This is a genomic window from Pseudomonas sp. Irchel s3f10, assembly GCF_900187515.1.
Taxonomy (GTDB): domain Bacteria; phylum Pseudomonadota; class Gammaproteobacteria; order Pseudomonadales; family Pseudomonadaceae; genus Aquipseudomonas; species Aquipseudomonas tensinigenes.
In genome coordinates, this window is record NZ_FYDZ01000009.1 from 24,284 (window position 1) to 39,493 (window position 15,210).

Genomic DNA, 15,210 nt, shown 5'->3' on the forward strand with positions numbered 1-15,210 from the left:
CGTGTTGCGGGTCTTCGTCTTACAGAAATGACCGCAAAGTCGCATTTCAACCCGTATTTTGGGCGATTGACAATTGTCGGAAATTCCGTGAAGGTGACGTACCCAAATCAAACGGGCGTATGAATTGAGCGTTTGTCTTACAGACTGCTCCTACAGAATCCCGACTATCGCGTTGGCGGGTGTGCCGGGTGGATTGGCTTCAGCATCGACGAAAAAGCGTCCTGCCGAGCCATTCGCCTGCGTCCGACGTGTACTGTTCAGCTTCCATATCGTGGAGATCAGTTGATGATTTACGAAGGTAAAGCCATCACGGTTAAAGCTCTTGAAAGTGGCATCGTCGAATTGAAATTCGACCTCAAGGGTGAGTCCGTCAACAAGTTCAACCGTCTAACCCTGAACGAACTGCGTCAGGCCGTAGACACCATCAAGGCAGATGCTTCGATCAAGGGCGTGATCGTCAGCAGTGGCAAGGACGTGTTCATCGTCGGCGCCGACATCACCGAATTTGTCGACAACTTCAAGCTGCCGGATGCCGAGCTGGTTGCTGGCAATCTCGAAGCCAACAAGATCTTCAGCGATTTCGAAGACCTCAACGTTCCGACCGTCGTGGCCATCAATGGCATCGCGCTGGGCGGCGGCCTGGAAATGTGCCTGGCAGCTGACTATCGCGTCATGTCGACCAAGGCCAAGATCGGCCTGCCGGAAGTCAAACTGGGCATCTACCCAGGCTTCGGTGGCACCGTGCGTCTGCCGCGCCTGATCGGTGTCGACAACGCCATCGAATGGATTGCCTCCGGTAAGGAAAACCGCCCTGAAGACGCTCTGAAAGTCAGCGCCGTCGACGCCGTGGTTGCTCCTGAAAAACTGCAGGAAGCTGCCCTTGAACTGATCAAACGCGCCATCTCCGGCGAGTTCGACTTCAAGGCCAAGCGTCAGCCGAAACTTGAAAAACTCAAGCTGAACGCCATTGAACAAATGATGGCTTTCGAAACCGCCAAAGGTTTCGTCGCCGGTCAAGCGGGCCCGAACTACCCGGCGCCGGTTGAAGCGATCAAGACCATCCAGAAAGCCGCGAACTTCGGTCGTGACAAGGCGCTGGAAGTCGAAGCTGCCGGTTTCGTCAAACTGGCCAAGACCTCTGCCGCGCAGAGCTTGATCGGCCTGTTCCTGAACGATCAGGAGCTGAAGAAAAAGGCCAAGGCCTACGACGAAATCGCCAAAGACGTGAAGCAGGCCGCTGTACTCGGCGCCGGCATCATGGGCGGCGGTATCGCTTATCAGTCGGCCTCCAAAGGTACGCCGATCCTGATGAAAGACATCAACGAGCACGGCATCGAGCAAGGTCTGGCCGAAGCCGCCAAGCTGCTGGTTGGCCGCGTTGATAAAGGTCGCATGACCGCTGCGAAGATGGCTGAAGTGCTCAACGCCATTCGTCCGACCCTGTCCTACGGCGATTTCGGTCACGTCGATCTGGTTGTCGAAGCTGTCGTCGAGAACCCTAAGGTCAAGCAAGCCGTGTTGGCTGAAGTGGAAGGTCAGGTCAAAGAGGACACCATCCTCGCGTCCAACACCTCGACCATTTCCATCAGCCTGCTGGCCAAAGCCCTCAAGCGTCCGGAAAACTTCGTCGGCATGCACTTCTTCAACCCGGTGCACATGATGCCGCTGGTGGAAGTGATCCGTGGCGAGAAGTCGAGTGAGCTGGCTGTTGCCACCACCGTTGCCTACGCCAAGAAAATGGGCAAGAACCCGATCGTCGTCAACGACTGCCCGGGCTTCCTGGTCAACCGCGTCCTGTTCCCGTACTTCGGCGGCTTCGCCAAGCTGGTCAGCGCCGGTGTCGACTTCGTCCGTATCGACAAGGTCATGGAAAAATTCGGCTGGCCGATGGGCCCGGCATACCTGATGGACGTGGTCGGCATCGACACAGGTCACCACGGTCGTGACGTAATGGCTGAAGGTTTCCCCGACCGCATGAAGGATGACCGTCGTTCGGCCATCGACGTGCTGTACGAAGCCAAGCGCCTGGGCCAGAAAAACGGCAAGGGCTTCTACGCCTACGAGGCCGACAAGAAAGGCAAGCAGAAGAAAGTCGCCGATCCATCGGTACTGGAAGTGCTCAAGCCAATCGTTTACGAGCAGCGCGAAGTCACTGACGAAGACATCATCAACTGGATGATGATCCCGCTGTGCCTGGAAACCGTGCGTTGCCTGGAAGACGGCATCGTTGAAACCGCCGCCGAAGCCGACATGGGTCTTGTCTACGGTATCGGTTTCCCTCCATTCCGTGGCGGTGCGCTGCGCTACATCGATTCGATCGGTGTTGCCGAGTTCGTTGCCCTGGCTGACCAGTACGCTGATTTGGGCGCGCTGTACCACCCGACCGCGAAACTGCGTGAAATGGCCAAAACCGGCCAACGGTTCTTCGGTTAAGCGTCCCAACTTTTGAGCGAGAGTGAAATTTTATGAGCTTGAATCCAAGAGACGTCGTGATTGTCGACTTCGGTCGTACTCCGATGGGCCGCTCCAAGGGCGGCATGCACCGCAACACCCGCGCCGAAGACATGTCGGCGCACCTGATCAGCAAATTGCTGGAACGCAACGCCAAGGTCGATCCTGCAGAAGTCGAGGACGTGATCTGGGGCTGCGTCAACCAGACCCTGGAGCAGGGCTGGAACATCGCGCGCATGGCGTCGCTGATGACCCAGATCCCGCACACTTCGGCTGGCCAGACCGTTAGCCGTCTGTGTGGTTCGTCGATGAGCGCATTGCACACTGCTGCGCAAGCGATCATGACCGGCAACGGTGACGTGTTCGTGGTTGGCGGCGTCGAGCATATGGGCCACGTGAGCATGATGCACGGTGTCGATCCGAACCCGCACATGTCGCTGTACGCGGCGAAAGCCTCGGGCATGATGGGCCTGACCGCAGAAATGCTCGGCAAAATGCACGGCATCACTCGCGAACAGCAGGACGCTTTCGGCGTGCGTTCCCACCAGTTGGCCCACAAGGCAACTGTGGAAGGCAAATTCAAAGACGAAATCATCCCGATGCAGGGCTACGACGAGAACGGTTTTCTGAAACTGTTCGACTACGACGAAACCATTCGTCCGGAAACCACCCTGGAAAGTCTGGCGGCCCTCAAGCCTGCCTTCAATCCAAAGGGCGGCACCGTGACTGCCGGTACTTCGTCGCAGATCACCGATGGTGCTTCGTGCATGATCGTGATGTCGGCGCAGCGTGCGCAGGACCTGGGTATCCAGCCAATGGCGGTTATCCGTTCGATGGCAGTGGCGGGTGTGGATCCGGCGATCATGGGCTATGGTCCAGTTCCGGCAACACAAAAAGCCCTGAAGCGTGCGGGCCTTGCCATCAACGATATCGACTTCTTCGAGCTCAACGAAGCTTTCGCCGCACAGGCCCTGCCAGTGCTGAAAGATCTGAAAGTGCTCGACAAGATGAACGAGAAGGTTAACCTGCACGGCGGCGCGATCGCCCTGGGTCACCCGTTCGGTTGCTCCGGTGCCCGTATTTCCGGCACCTTGCTGAACGTGATGAAGCAGAATAGCGGCACCTTCGGGGTGGCCACTATGTGCATTGGTCTCGGCCAAGGCATCTCCACTGTCTTCGAACGCGTTTAAGCGTCTCGTCGATGGAAGCCGGGGCCAAGTGCCCCGGTTTTTGTTTTTGTGGATTTATTTTGTTTTTATTTTGAAAAAATTTGAGTGAGGGCCGAAGCATGCCGATACAACCTGGGCTCTACCAACATTACAAAGGTCCGCAGTACCGCGTATTCAGTGTTGCGCGGCATTCCGAGACCGAAGAAGAAGTGGTCTTTTACCAAGCCCTGTATGGCGATTACGGCTTTTGGGTGCGCCCTCTGAGCATGTTTCTCGAGTCAGTCGAAGTTGACGGCGAGCAGGTGCCACGCTTTGCTTTGGTGCAAGCCGAACCGAGCCTTTTTTCCAAGGCATAAGGCGAGGGCGCACAGAACCCTGTGCTTGACCTCACCTTGTATCAACTATATATAGCGGTGCCGCGTCAGGCGCCAACCGCCTTTCACTTCTAGAATTCAGGAATTTTCTGATCCATGGGCAAATCGCTGGTCATTGTGGAATCCCCGGCTAAGGCCAAGACCATCAACAAGTATCTGGGTAACCAATACGTGGTGAAGTCGAGTATCGGCCATATCCGAGACCTGCCCACCAGCGGTTCGGCTAGCGCCAGCAAAGAGCCAGCCGCCAAGCGCGGCAAGGCTGCTGCGGGCGAAGGTCCGGTGCTCTCGCCGAAAGAGAAAGCGCGCAAGCAGCTGGTCTCGCGTATGGGTGTCGATCCCGATCATGGCTGGAAAGCCAAGTACGAGATCCTCCCGGGTAAAGAGAAGGTCATCGAAGAGCTGCGCCGGCTCGCCAAAGATGCTGACACCATCTATCTCGCAACCGACTTGGATCGCGAGGGGGAAGCCATTGCCTGGCACCTGCGCGAAGCCATCGGTGGTGACGACAGCCGCTACAAGCGCGTGGTGTTCAACGAAATCACCAAGAAGGCGATTCAGGAAGCCTTCTCGGAACCGGGCGAGCTGGACATCGATCGTGTCAACGCTCAACAGGCGCGTCGCTTCCTCGACCGCGTTGTGGGTTACATGGTCTCGCCGTTGCTGTGGGCGAAAATCGCTCGTGGTCTGTCCGCCGGTCGTGTGCAATCGGTTGCTGTGAAGCTGGTGGTGGAGCGTGAACGCGAAATTCGTGCGTTCAACCCGGAAGAGTACTGGGAAGTGCACGCCGATCTCGGCACCACGAAAGGCTCGACCGTGCGTTTCGAAGTGGCTCGCGAGAAAGGCGAGGCCTTCAAGCCGCTCAACGAAGCCCAGGCCATGGCTGCGCTGGAGAAGCTAAAGTCTTCCAGCTACAGCATCGTCAAACGCGAAGACAAGCCGACCAGCAGCAAGCCTTCGGCGCCGTTCATCACGTCGACCCTGCAACAGGCTGCGAGCAACCGCCTGGGCTTCGGCGTGAAGAAAACCATGATGATGGCCCAGCGTCTGTACGAAGCCGGCTACATCACTTATATGCGAACCGACTCGACCAACCTCTCGGCTGATGCCGTGGCGATGGCGCGCACTTACATTGAAGACGAGTTCGGCAAGAAGTACCTGCCGGAAACACCGAACGTCTACAGCAGCAAAGAAGGCGCGCAAGAGGCTCACGAAGCGATCCGTCCTTCCGACGCCAACACCACGCCGACCAAACTCGCAGGCATGGAGCGTGACGCTGAGCGCCTCTACGAACTGATCTGGCGCCAGTTCCTCGCTTGCCAGATGCTGCCGGCGCAATACTTGTCGACCACCGTCAGCGTCGGCGCTGGCGACTTCGAGCTGCGTGCCAAGGGCCGTATCCTAAAATTCGACGGTTACACCCGCGTCATGCCGCAGATTGCCAAACCAGGCGACGACGACGTTCTGCCTGATATGGCGCAGGGCGATGTGATGAAGCTGATCAAGCTTGATCCATCGCAGCACTTCACCAAGCCACCGGCCCGTTACTCGGAAGCCAGCCTGGTTAAAGAAATGGAAAAACGCGGCATCGGTCGTCCTTCGACTTACGCTGCGATCATTTCGACCATTCAGGATCGCGGCTACGTGACCTTGCACAACCGTCGTTTCTACTCGGAAAAGATGGGCGACATCGTCACCGAGCGTCTGTCGGAAAGCTTCTCCAACCTCATGGACTACGGCTTCACTGCCGGCATGGAAGAGAACCTCGATGACGTGGCACAGGGTGAGCGCGACTGGAAAAGTGTGCTGGACGAGTTCTACGGCGATTTCAAAAAGAAACTCGAAGTAGCCGAAAACCCGGAAAGCGGCATGCGCGCCAACCAGCCGGTCATGACCGATATTCCTTGCACCACTTGCGGCCGTCCGATGCAGATTCGTACTGCGTCGACTGGCGTGTTCCTCGGGTGCTCGGGCTACAGCCTGCCGCCGAAAGAACGCTGCAAGGCCACCGTCAACCTGGTGCCGGGCGACGAGATCGCTGCGGACGACGAAGGTGAGTCGGAATCGCTGGTGCTGCGTGGCAAGCATCGCTGCCCGATCTGCAGCACGGCGATGGACGCCTACCTGCTGGACGAGAAGCGCAAGCTGCACATCTGCGGTAACAACCCGGATTGTGCTGGCTACGAAATCGAAGAGGGCAGCTACCGTATCAAGGGCTACGAAGGTCCGAGCCTGGAATGCGACAAGTGCGGCAGCGAGATGCAGCTCAAGACTGGCCGTTTCGGCAAGTTCTTCGGTTGCACCAACCCTGAGTGCAAGAACACCCGCAAACTGCTGAAAAGCGGTGATGCAGCGCCACCGAAGATGGATCCGGTGAAGATGCCTGAGCTGAAATGCGAAAAGGTCAACGACACCTACATCCTCCGTGACGGTGCCTCTGGTCTGTTCCTGGCCGCCAGCCAGTTCCCGAAAAACCGTGAGACCCGTGCTCCGCTGGTGATCGAGATTGTGCCGCACAAGGACGAAATCGATCCGAAGTATCACTTCCTCTGCGACGCGCCGAAGAAGGATCCTGATGGTCTGCCAGCGGTTATTCGCTACAGCCGCAAGACCAAAGAGCAATACGTGCAGACCGAAGTCGACGGCAAGCCTACCGGTTGGAAGGCGTACTTCGACGGCGGTAAGTGGACGGTTGAAGACAAGCGTACGAAGGCCAAAGCCGAGTAAGCGTTAGTCTGATACTGAAAGGCCGCATGACGACCCACGGGTTTTCATGCGGCCTTTTTGTTTTGTACTTGCGGTAGGATCGACTGATCCACGACACTGTCCGGCCTGTGTGAAGCAATTATTTCGTTGTGGAGAGTGCCGTCATGGCTCACGAACTCTATACCCGTACCAATCAGAAGATCTATTTCGCCGGCCTGTCGCTCGAAGCCCTGGCTCGCGCTGAAGAAGGGCGGGCGATGAATTCTCTGGCGTTGATTCAGGCTGGTCGAGAATCGGCGTTGTTTCACCTGTACGGCGCCTTGTTGGGGCTTTGTCATGAGATCGCTGGTTTCTATCGTCTGCCGCAGGCCAATGCGCCGCGGGCCGAGATGCTGCTGACGCGTGAAGTGCTGGAGTCGATCGCGATTCCCGAGTTGGCCGAAATGGTCGAGCTGGCAGGTAACTCTGAAACCTGGTTGGCGAAACTGCTGGCTGCGCATTCGGCGCTGTTTCAGCCGCCACGGGTGCCACACAAGCCCAAAGGGGACGTGACTCAGCCGCTGATTCAGGCGATTAATCTGGATGAAGAGGAGTCGCCAGAAGAGCTGAGTCGAGAGGAGCTGGAGAGCTGGCGGCAGAATCTGAAGGGCTTGGCGATTCGCTTTCGCGAAGGCTTGAACGAGTGCTGAGGGCGATTGACACGGTGGCAATCTGAAACATGCTGCTGGTCAAGATCCCGAGCGAAGCCTGAATGATGTCTATATAATCCCTGCCTTTCGTGGAGAACAGACCTATATGCCAACGTCCTTTCTAGAAATTGTCGAGTTACCAGACGGCCGAATCGAGCTGCGCAGGGCTGAGGACGAGGGTTCTTTGGTGACGCTGGATTTCTCCGAGGATGCCAAGGCGTTCCTGCAAGGTCAGCATGTGGAAATCGCCAAGGCGATGTTAAGCGTCGGCGTGCAGATGGCCGGCCGTATGGTTGAAGGCGAGTTTGATAAGGAAGAGGGGCCGCGGGTTCTTCATTGATCCTGGCGTCTCTTTACTTTTTGACGTTACCGCTTCAGATCGGCTTCTCTTTCCCTGGAGAAGCCCTGCGCTTCACACAGCGCGTATAACCACCAATCAACCCAAACGAATATTCAGGCTCTGAGCATCGCCCGTGCGTGCGGCGTTGATCAGTTGTTGTCGTGAATTTGCGTTCAGCGGGTTGAGCCAAGTGACTACGGTGTGACTGCGACCCAGCTTCAGCGCTTCGCATGCCAGTTGCTGAGCGCTTTGAGCGCCCCGTGGTTGCAGCAGCAGAATGCGTTCGCGGTTCAGGCCGGCATCCCGCAGCCATGTCTGGGTCAGGCTTGCAGGAGGCGCTATCAGCGTCAGCCAGCGCGCGTCCTGATCTTCACTGAGTTCGCGAAGGATCGGGGCTAGCAGGTTCAGGCAGTTCCCGGCAGCACCCCGCAGTGACAGCTCACTGAATACTTCGGGTTCGGCATTCCACGGGCGCTCGACCACATCTTTCAGAGTCGGCGCCATCGGTTGCGCCAGAAACGCTTCGAATAAAGGCAGTTGTGTTTGCTGGGGGGTGTGTGGGAACTGCATAAAGCCTCCTTTAGCGGCGAATGACGCCGACACTCAAGCCTTCGATCACCAGTTCCTGATCTTTCAGGTCAACTTCGATAGGGGCGAACTCGGGGTTTTCGGCAATCAGCCAGACCTTGCTGCCTTCACGCTTGAAGCGTTTGACCGTTACTTCATCGCCGATGCGTGCGACGACAACCTGGCCGTTACGCGCTTCACGGGTGGTGTGCACCGCGAGGAGGTCGCCGTCGAAAATGCCGATGTCCTTCATGCTCATGCCGTGCACGCGCAACAGGTAGTCGGCACGAGGGTGAAAGAAGGTCGGGTTGATGTTGCAGGATTCCTCGATATGCTGCTGGGCGAGGATTGGCGCGCCGGCAGCGACCCGGCCAATGATCGGCAGGGTGGAGTCGTCGGCCTTGGCTTCGAAGCCGGGAATGCGAATGCCGCGAGAAGCGCCAGGGGTCATCTCGATGGCACCTTTGCGGGCCAGTGCCTTGAGATGTTCTTCAGCCGCGTTCGGCGACTTGAAGCCCAGTTCCTGAGCGATTTCCGCACGGGTTGGCGGGTAGCCGTGGTCTTCTAGGCAACGTTTGATAAAGGCCAGAATCTCGGCTTGGCGTGGCGTCAGCTTTAGCATATTGATCGCTCTGTCTTTTTATACAGTGACTGGGATTATATACAGTGAAGCGCCCTTGGCAATGCCCGTTTTTTTGCCTGCCGCCGGACGGTCGGAAGAAGGGTTTAATAAAGCGTCGGCCTTGTGTGGTTAAATAGCTGACCGACCATTCCCAAAACGAACTGGCAGGCTTGACAAGGCACAGGCTGAAACGTATGTTTCAAACAAGTGTTTGTCAGGCGGAGTAGCCATGGCCCAGTCGGAAACCGTTGAACGCATTCTTGATGCTGCCGAGCAGTTGTTCGCGGAGAAAGGTTTCGCTGAAACCTCATTGCGTTTGATTACCAGCAAGGCTGGCGTCAACCTGGCAGCGGTGAACTATCATTTCGGCTCGAAAAAAGCGCTGATCCAAGCGGTTTTTTCGCGCTTTCTCGGCCCGTTCTGCATCAGTCTCGATAAAGAGCTGGAGCGGCGTCAGGCCAAGCCTGAAAACAAGCCAACTCTCGAAGAGCTGCTGGAAATCCTTGTCGAACAGGCTCTCGTGGTTCAGCCACGCAGCGGCAACGACCTGTCGATCTTCATGCGTTTGCTCGGTCTCGCGTTCAGCCAGAGCCAAGGCCATTTGCGCCGCTACCTGGAAGACATGTACGGCAAGGTATTCCGTCGCTACATGTTGCTGGTCAACGAAGCCGCACCACGAATTCCGCCGATCGAGCTGTTCTGGCGCGTGCACTTCATGCTCGGCGCCGCCGCGTTCAGCATGTCCGGCATCAAGGCTTTGCGCGCAATCGCCGAGACCGATTTCGGCGTCAATACCTCCATCGAACAAGTGATGCGTCTGATGGTGCCGTTCCTCGCCGCGGGTATGCGCGCTGAAACCGGCGTCACTGATACAGCCATGGCCACCGCGCAACTGCGTCCGCGCAGCAAGTCAACGCCGGTCGCCGCCAAGGTTTAACCGCACACGGGTGGGCGCGGCAGCTTGTATCCGCTAAGCTAGCCGCCCATGCCGACTTTCGTTCTGAACCCGATCTTCATAGAAATTGCCGACCTGCCGAGCATGGCTCACGGTAGCGATTTGCTGCGGGTCGGGTTTTTCGTTTTCAAGGAATTTCTATGACTGCTGGCCTGCAAGGCTCGTTGATGGTGGACGTCGCCGGTACCTGGCTGACGGCTGAAGATCGCCAATTATTGCGTCAGCCCGAAGTGGGCGGCCTGATCATTTTCGCGCGCAACATCGAGCATCCGCGCCAGGTGCGTGAACTCAGTGCGTCGATTCGGGCAGTTCGTCCGGATCTGCTGCTGGCGGTGGATCAGGAGGGCGGTCGCGTGCAGCGTCTGCGTCAGGGTTTTGTGCGTCTGCCGGCCATGCGCGCCATCGCCGACAACCCGAATGCTGAATACCTCGCCGAGCAATGCGGCTGGATCATGGCCACCGAAGTGCTGGCGGTCGGGCTCGACCTGAGCTTCGCCCCGGTGCTCGATCTGGATTATCAACGCAGTGCAGTCGTTGGCACCCGTTCGTTCGAAGGTGATCCCGAGCGTGCGGCACTGCTCGCCGGTGCATTCATTCGCGGTATGAACAGCGCGGGCATGGCTGCCACCGGTAAGCATTTCCCTGGCCACGGCTGGGCCGAAGCCGACTCTCATGTCGCGATTCCAAACGACGAACGCAGCCTCGACGAGATCCGCGCCAACGATCTCGTACCCTTCGCCAAACTCAGCAAACAATTGGCCGCGATCATGCCGGCGCACGTTATCTATCCACAAGTCGATTCGCAGCCTGCCGGCTTCTCCCGCCGCTGGTTGCAGGACATTCTGCGGGGTGAATTGCAGTTCGACGGCGTGATCTTCAGCGACGACCTGTCGATGGCCGGCGCCCACGTGGTTGGCGATGCCGCTAGCCGTATTGAAGCCGCTTTGACTGCCGGTTGCGACATGGGCCTGGTGTGCAACGACCGCGCCGCTGCCGAACTGGCCCTGAGCGCCGCACAACGCATGAAGGTCAAGCCTTCCGAGCGCATCGCCCGTATGCGCGGCCAGGCATTCGCCAGTACTGATTACCGGCAGGATCCGCGCTGGCTCACCGCCATCGGCGCGCTCAAAGACGCTCAATTGATCGATTAAGGATTTTGCTATGACGGTTTACGCAATCATCGGTGGCACCGGCCTGACCCAACTCGAAGGCCTGACCATTCGCCAATCGCTGGCGGTAGACACGCCCTACGGCGCGCCATCGGCCGACGTGCAGATTGGCGAGTACGCTGGCAAGGAAGTGTTGTTCCTTGCACGTCATGGCCACCCGCATCGCTTCCCGCCGCACAAGGTCAACTACCGCGCCAATCTGTGGGCGCTGAAGCAGGCGGGTGCCGAGGCAATCATCGCGGTGAACGCCGTGGGCGGGATCCATTCGGCCATGGGCACCGGTCATTTCTGCGTGCCGCACCAGATCGTCGACTACACCAGCGGCCGCGAGCACACCTTTTTTGCCGATGATCTGGAGCACGTCACCCATATCGACTTCAGCTTCCCCTACAGCGAACCGTTGCGTCAGCAATTGATCGCCGCCGTGGCCGCCGAAGGTTGCGAGTACAGCGATCAAGGTGTGTATGCCTGCACTCAGGGCCCGCGTCTGGAAACCGTGGCGGAGATCGTGCGTCTTGAGCGCGATGGCTGCGACATCGTCGGCATGACCGGCATGCCGGAAGCGGCACTGGCCCGCGAGCTGGATCTGGATTACGCCTGTCTGGCACTGGTGGTGAACCCGGCAGCGGGCAAGACCACCGAAGTGATCACCATGGCCGAGATCGAGCAGGCGTTGCATGACGGCATGGGCAAGGTGAAGTCGGCATTGGCGCGGGTGTTGGCCGGCTAAGGACTGCCCATGAGCATTCTCATCGAACGGCTCAAGTCGTTGGCCTGGACTCAGGCATTCAGTAGCAAGGCGCTGGCCAAGGCTCGCGCTTATGCAGCCGATGACCGGGTAGAGATCATCGAGATCGATGACAGAAAGATCGAGGCGTTCTGCGTCGGTTCGGAAAATCAGGCGTATGAACAAACCATTTACCTGTCCGAAGATCGGCTGGGTTCTGTCAACTTGCGTTGCCTGTGCACCTGTCCTGTCTCAATCGACTGCAAACACTGCGCTGCGGTGCTCTATCACCTGCAGGGCAGTGATCATGAAGCGTCTGAAAGTGACGCACAGATCCCGTTGGGTCGGGCGCTGGAACATTGGCTTTCGACCATCCCCGTTCCGGCCAAGCCTGCCGAAGAAGGCGCGCAAACCGCAGGCACGCGCCTGTTTTACAAGCTCAAGCCAACGCCTGTGAGGGGCAAGTGGCTGCTCGATATTTTCAAGGTTTCCCAGCTCAAGAGCGGCGAGTTACGCGAAGTCAAACCGATGTATTCGCTAGCGGAAATGCTCATGCGTCAGCCCGGCTACCTGTCCGAGCTGGATCTGCGCGTTGCCAGGCTGCTGGTTGCCATGCACTCTCACCACGCCTATTACAGCGGCTATCCGCTGGAAGGCAGCAGCGGCGCCGAACTGCTGGAAATGCTCCTGCGCACCTCGCGGCTGTTCCTCGATTTCGAGGATCTTCGACCGTTGGTGCCGGGCGCGAAGCGCATCGGCCAGTTCGCTTGGGCCGAGCAGGCTGACGGCGGGTTCCGCGCGCAGTGGAGCAGTGCCGAGGCTGCGCAGGAAACCGTGCTGGCGCTGGAGCCGCTTTATTACCTGGATCGTGAACAGCGGCAGATTGGCCCTCTGTTCAATGAACTGGAAGAAAAACTGGCCAGCCATTTGACGCTGGCGCCGGACATTCCGGCGCATCAGGCCATGCAGTTCAGCCATCGCATGAGCGCCGCGACGAGAATCCCGCCGCCGCACCAACTGACCGAACGAATCATCGACGACGTACTACCGCAGCCACAACTGACTCTCGTCAGCGGTCGGGAGCGCTCGCGCTGGGAATACGTTCTGGAGCACCGCGCCGCACTGGTGTTTACCTACAACGGCCAGCCGACGGTGGATCGCAACCCGGAAGTGATGATCCTCAACGGTACCGAAACCCAGCGCATTCAACGCCAGCCTGCGGTGGAAAAGAAACTGCGCCAGATCCTGCAAAGGCTCGGCTTCAAGAAAGCCACGCGCAAGAGCTCGCTGGATCGTCCCGGCGAGATGTTCACGTTGCCGGATGATTCCGCCTGGCTCGGGTTTATGCACGAAGGGCTTGCCACGTTGCGCGCCTCGAACTGGGAAGTGGAGATGAGTCCCGGCTTTCATTTCAATGTGCAACCGGTTGAGCATTGGTACGCCGAGGTCGAAGAAGAGGCCGGGCATCAGTGGTTTGACTTGCAGTTGGGTATCGTCGTCAATGGCCAGCGCTACAGTTTGCTGCCGATCCTTCTGCACTTGTTGCGCACCCAGCCGCGCTTGCTTGACCCGGTCAATCTGGCACAACGCAGCGATGACGAAAAACTCCTGATCGAACTGAAACCCAGCGGTTTTGGCGACCCTTCAGGCGCCAAGGTCGCGCTGCCGCTGAGTCGGGTCAAACCGCTGATGGCCACGCTGGGCGAGTTGTACCTGGGCGGTCATCAGGGCGATGCACTGCGCTTGAGTGTCCCGGATGCCGCGCGCTTGAGTATGCTCGATGGCGTACCGCTGGATTGGCAGGGAGGCGAGCGGCTGCGCACCTTCGCCAAGCGCTTGCAGAATTCCAGTCACACCCACGTCGCTGCACCGGCCGGCCTTAACGCGCAACTGCGCCCGTATCAGCTCGAAGGTCTGAACTGGATGCAGACCCTGCGCGAGCTTGAGGTCGGCGGCATTCTCGGCGATGACATGGGGCTGGGCAAAACGCTGCAAACCCTGGCGCATCTGCTCACGGAAAAACACGCCGGTCGCCTTGATTGCCCGGCGCTGGCGGTGATGCCGACCAGCCTGATTCCCAACTGGCTCGACGAGGCCGAGCGTTTCACACCCCAGCTGAAAGTACTGGCGCTGCACGGCTCTGGGCGGCAAAAGGATTTTGCTGATCTGGCTGATTACGATCTGGTGCTGACCACATACGCGTTGCTGCCGAGGGATCTGGAGACCTTGCAGCCGCAGTCGTGGAGCGTGCTGATTCTCGATGAAGCGCAGAACATCAAGAACCCGCTCAGCAAAGCCGCACAAGCCGCGCGCGACTTGCAGGCCCGCCAGCGCTTGTGCCTGAGCGGCACGCCATTGGAAAACCACTTGGGCGAGCTGTGGTCGCAGTTTCATTTCCTCATGCCCGGTTGGCTTGGCGACAGCAAGTCCTTCAATCGCGATTACCGCACGCCAATCGAAAAGCACGGCAATGTTCAGCGTATGCAGCACCTGACAGCGCGCATCAAGCCGTTTTTGCTGCGCCGCAAAAAGGATCAGGTCGCCACCGAGTTGCCGCCGAAAACCGAAATTGTCCATTGGGTCGATCTCAGCGACGGCCAGCGCGATGTCTATGAAACGGTTCGCGTGGCGATGGACAAAAAAGTCCGCGACGAAATTGCCCGCAGTGGCGTGGCGCGCAGTCAGATCATCATTCTTGATGCCTTGCTCAAGCTGCGGCAGGTCTGTTGCGATTTGCGTCTGATCAAGATGCCGCTGACGGCGAAGGCGCTGCGCTCCGGCAGTGGCAAGCTGGTCAGCCTGATGGAGATGCTCGAAGAGTTGCTCGGCGAAGGTCGCAGGATCCTGCTGTTCTCGCAGTTCACCTCGATGCTCGCGTTGATCGAGCAAGAGCTGCAGCAACGGGACATTGCCTATTCGCTGCTGACCGGTGATACCACGGATCGACGCACGCCGGTGAAGGACTTTCAGGGCGGCAAGGTGCCGCTGTTTCTGATCAGTCTGAAGGCCGGGGGCACCGGTTTGAATCTGACCGCCGCAGACACGGTGATCCACTTCGACCCTTGGTGGAACCCGGCGGTGGAGAATCAGGCCACCGATCGTGCGTATCGAATCGGGCAAAACAACCCGGTATTCGTTTACAAGCTGATCGCTCGCGGCACAGTAGAGGAAAAAATACAGGCGCTGCAGCAGGAGAAAGCAGCGTTGGCCGGGGCGGTGCTTGAGGGCGGGACGACGGGTGGCTGGAAACTGGAGCAGGGTGACATTGAGGCGCTGTTTGCGCCGTTGCCTGTTGCCAAGGGCTGAGCCCTAAGTAATAGAGCAATATCTGATGGCCCCATCGCTGGCAAGCCAGCTCCCACAGGGTTGTGAGTCGTACACAAAACTGTGTTCCAACTCGATACCTGTGGGAGCTGGCTTGCCAGCGATGGCTATCTAACA

At 58.5% G+C, this 15,210-nt stretch carries 12 protein-coding genes; 10 read left to right on the forward strand and 2 right to left on the reverse strand.

Annotated features, from left to right (window positions below; genetic code table 11):
• Positions 1 to 285: 285 nt before the first annotated feature.
• From fadB to CKW17_RS19215, 6 genes are all read left to right on the forward strand, one after another.
• Positions 286 to 2,433 carry a fatty acid oxidation complex subunit alpha FadB gene (gene fadB / locus CKW17_RS19190; protein ID WP_034156439.1) on the forward strand — a complete coding sequence of 716 codons (2,148 nt, stop codon included), beginning with the start codon at positions 286 to 288 and terminating at the stop codon, positions 2,431 to 2,433.
• Positions 2,434 to 2,465: 32 nt separating this feature from the next.
• Positions 2,466 to 3,641: an acetyl-CoA C-acyltransferase FadA gene (gene fadA, locus CKW17_RS19195; RefSeq protein ID WP_095121044.1), complete on the forward strand. Its 1,176-nt coding sequence runs from the start codon at positions 2,466 to 2,468 to the stop codon at positions 3,639 to 3,641.
• Between the two features lie 98 nt (positions 3,642 to 3,739).
• Complete coding sequence (locus tag CKW17_RS19200) at positions 3,740 to 3,976, forward strand: DUF1653 domain-containing protein (protein ID WP_007910467.1); 237 nt, start codon at positions 3,740 to 3,742, stop codon at positions 3,974 to 3,976.
• A gap of 114 nt (positions 3,977 to 4,090) precedes the next feature.
• Positions 4,091 to 6,721: a type I DNA topoisomerase gene (topA, locus tag CKW17_RS19205; RefSeq protein WP_095121045.1), complete on the forward strand. Its 2,631-nt coding sequence runs from the start codon at positions 4,091 to 4,093 to the stop codon at positions 6,719 to 6,721.
• A 143-nt stretch (positions 6,722 to 6,864) separates the two neighbouring features.
• The gene (locus CKW17_RS19210; protein ID WP_095121046.1) at positions 6,865 to 7,389 is read left to right on the forward strand and encodes a DUF6586 family protein; all 525 of its coding nucleotides are present in this window, start codon (positions 6,865 to 6,867) and stop codon (positions 7,387 to 7,389) included.
• 106 nt (positions 7,390 to 7,495) lie between these two features.
• Entirely contained in the window at positions 7,496 to 7,729 is a 234-nt protein-coding gene (locus tag CKW17_RS19215) for a hypothetical protein (RefSeq protein ID WP_003226592.1), read from the forward strand.
• A gap of 96 nt (positions 7,730 to 7,825) precedes the next feature.
• Here the strand turns inward: CKW17_RS19215 and sulA are convergent, their stop codons facing one another.
• Together sulA and lexA are read right to left on the reverse strand one after the other, a co-directional pair.
• Entirely contained in the window at positions 7,826 to 8,299 is a 474-nt protein-coding gene (sulA, locus tag CKW17_RS19220) for an SOS-induced cell division inhibitor SulA (protein ID WP_095121047.1), read from the reverse strand.
• Between the two features lie 10 nt (positions 8,300 to 8,309).
• The gene (gene lexA / locus CKW17_RS19225; protein ID WP_095121048.1) at positions 8,310 to 8,918 is read right to left on the reverse strand and encodes a transcriptional repressor LexA; all 609 of its coding nucleotides are present in this window, start codon (positions 8,916 to 8,918) and stop codon (positions 8,310 to 8,312) included.
• Between the two features lie 229 nt (positions 8,919 to 9,147).
• On the opposite strand from lexA, the gene CKW17_RS19230 reads away from it, so the two are divergent.
• The 4 genes from CKW17_RS19230 (at position 9,148) to CKW17_RS19245 (ending at position 15,075) form a co-directional block, all read left to right on the forward strand.
• Complete coding sequence (locus CKW17_RS19230) at positions 9,148 to 9,855, forward strand: TetR/AcrR family transcriptional regulator (protein ID WP_016986747.1); 708 nt, start codon at positions 9,148 to 9,150, stop codon at positions 9,853 to 9,855.
• 158 nt (positions 9,856 to 10,013) lie between these two features.
• On the forward strand, positions 10,014 to 11,024 hold the full coding sequence (nagZ, locus tag CKW17_RS19235; RefSeq protein ID WP_095121049.1) for a beta-N-acetylhexosaminidase: 1,011 nt from the start codon (positions 10,014 to 10,016) through the stop codon (positions 11,022 to 11,024).
• A gap of 10 nt (positions 11,025 to 11,034) precedes the next feature.
• Complete coding sequence (locus CKW17_RS19240) at positions 11,035 to 11,772, forward strand: S-methyl-5'-thioinosine phosphorylase (RefSeq protein WP_007910483.1); 738 nt, start codon at positions 11,035 to 11,037, stop codon at positions 11,770 to 11,772.
• Positions 11,773 to 11,781: 9 nt separating this feature from the next.
• Positions 11,782 to 15,075, forward strand: a complete 3,294-nt coding sequence (locus CKW17_RS19245; RefSeq protein ID WP_095121050.1) for a DEAD/DEAH box helicase — start codon at positions 11,782 to 11,784, stop codon at positions 15,073 to 15,075.
• Positions 15,076 to 15,210: the final 135 nt, after the last annotated feature.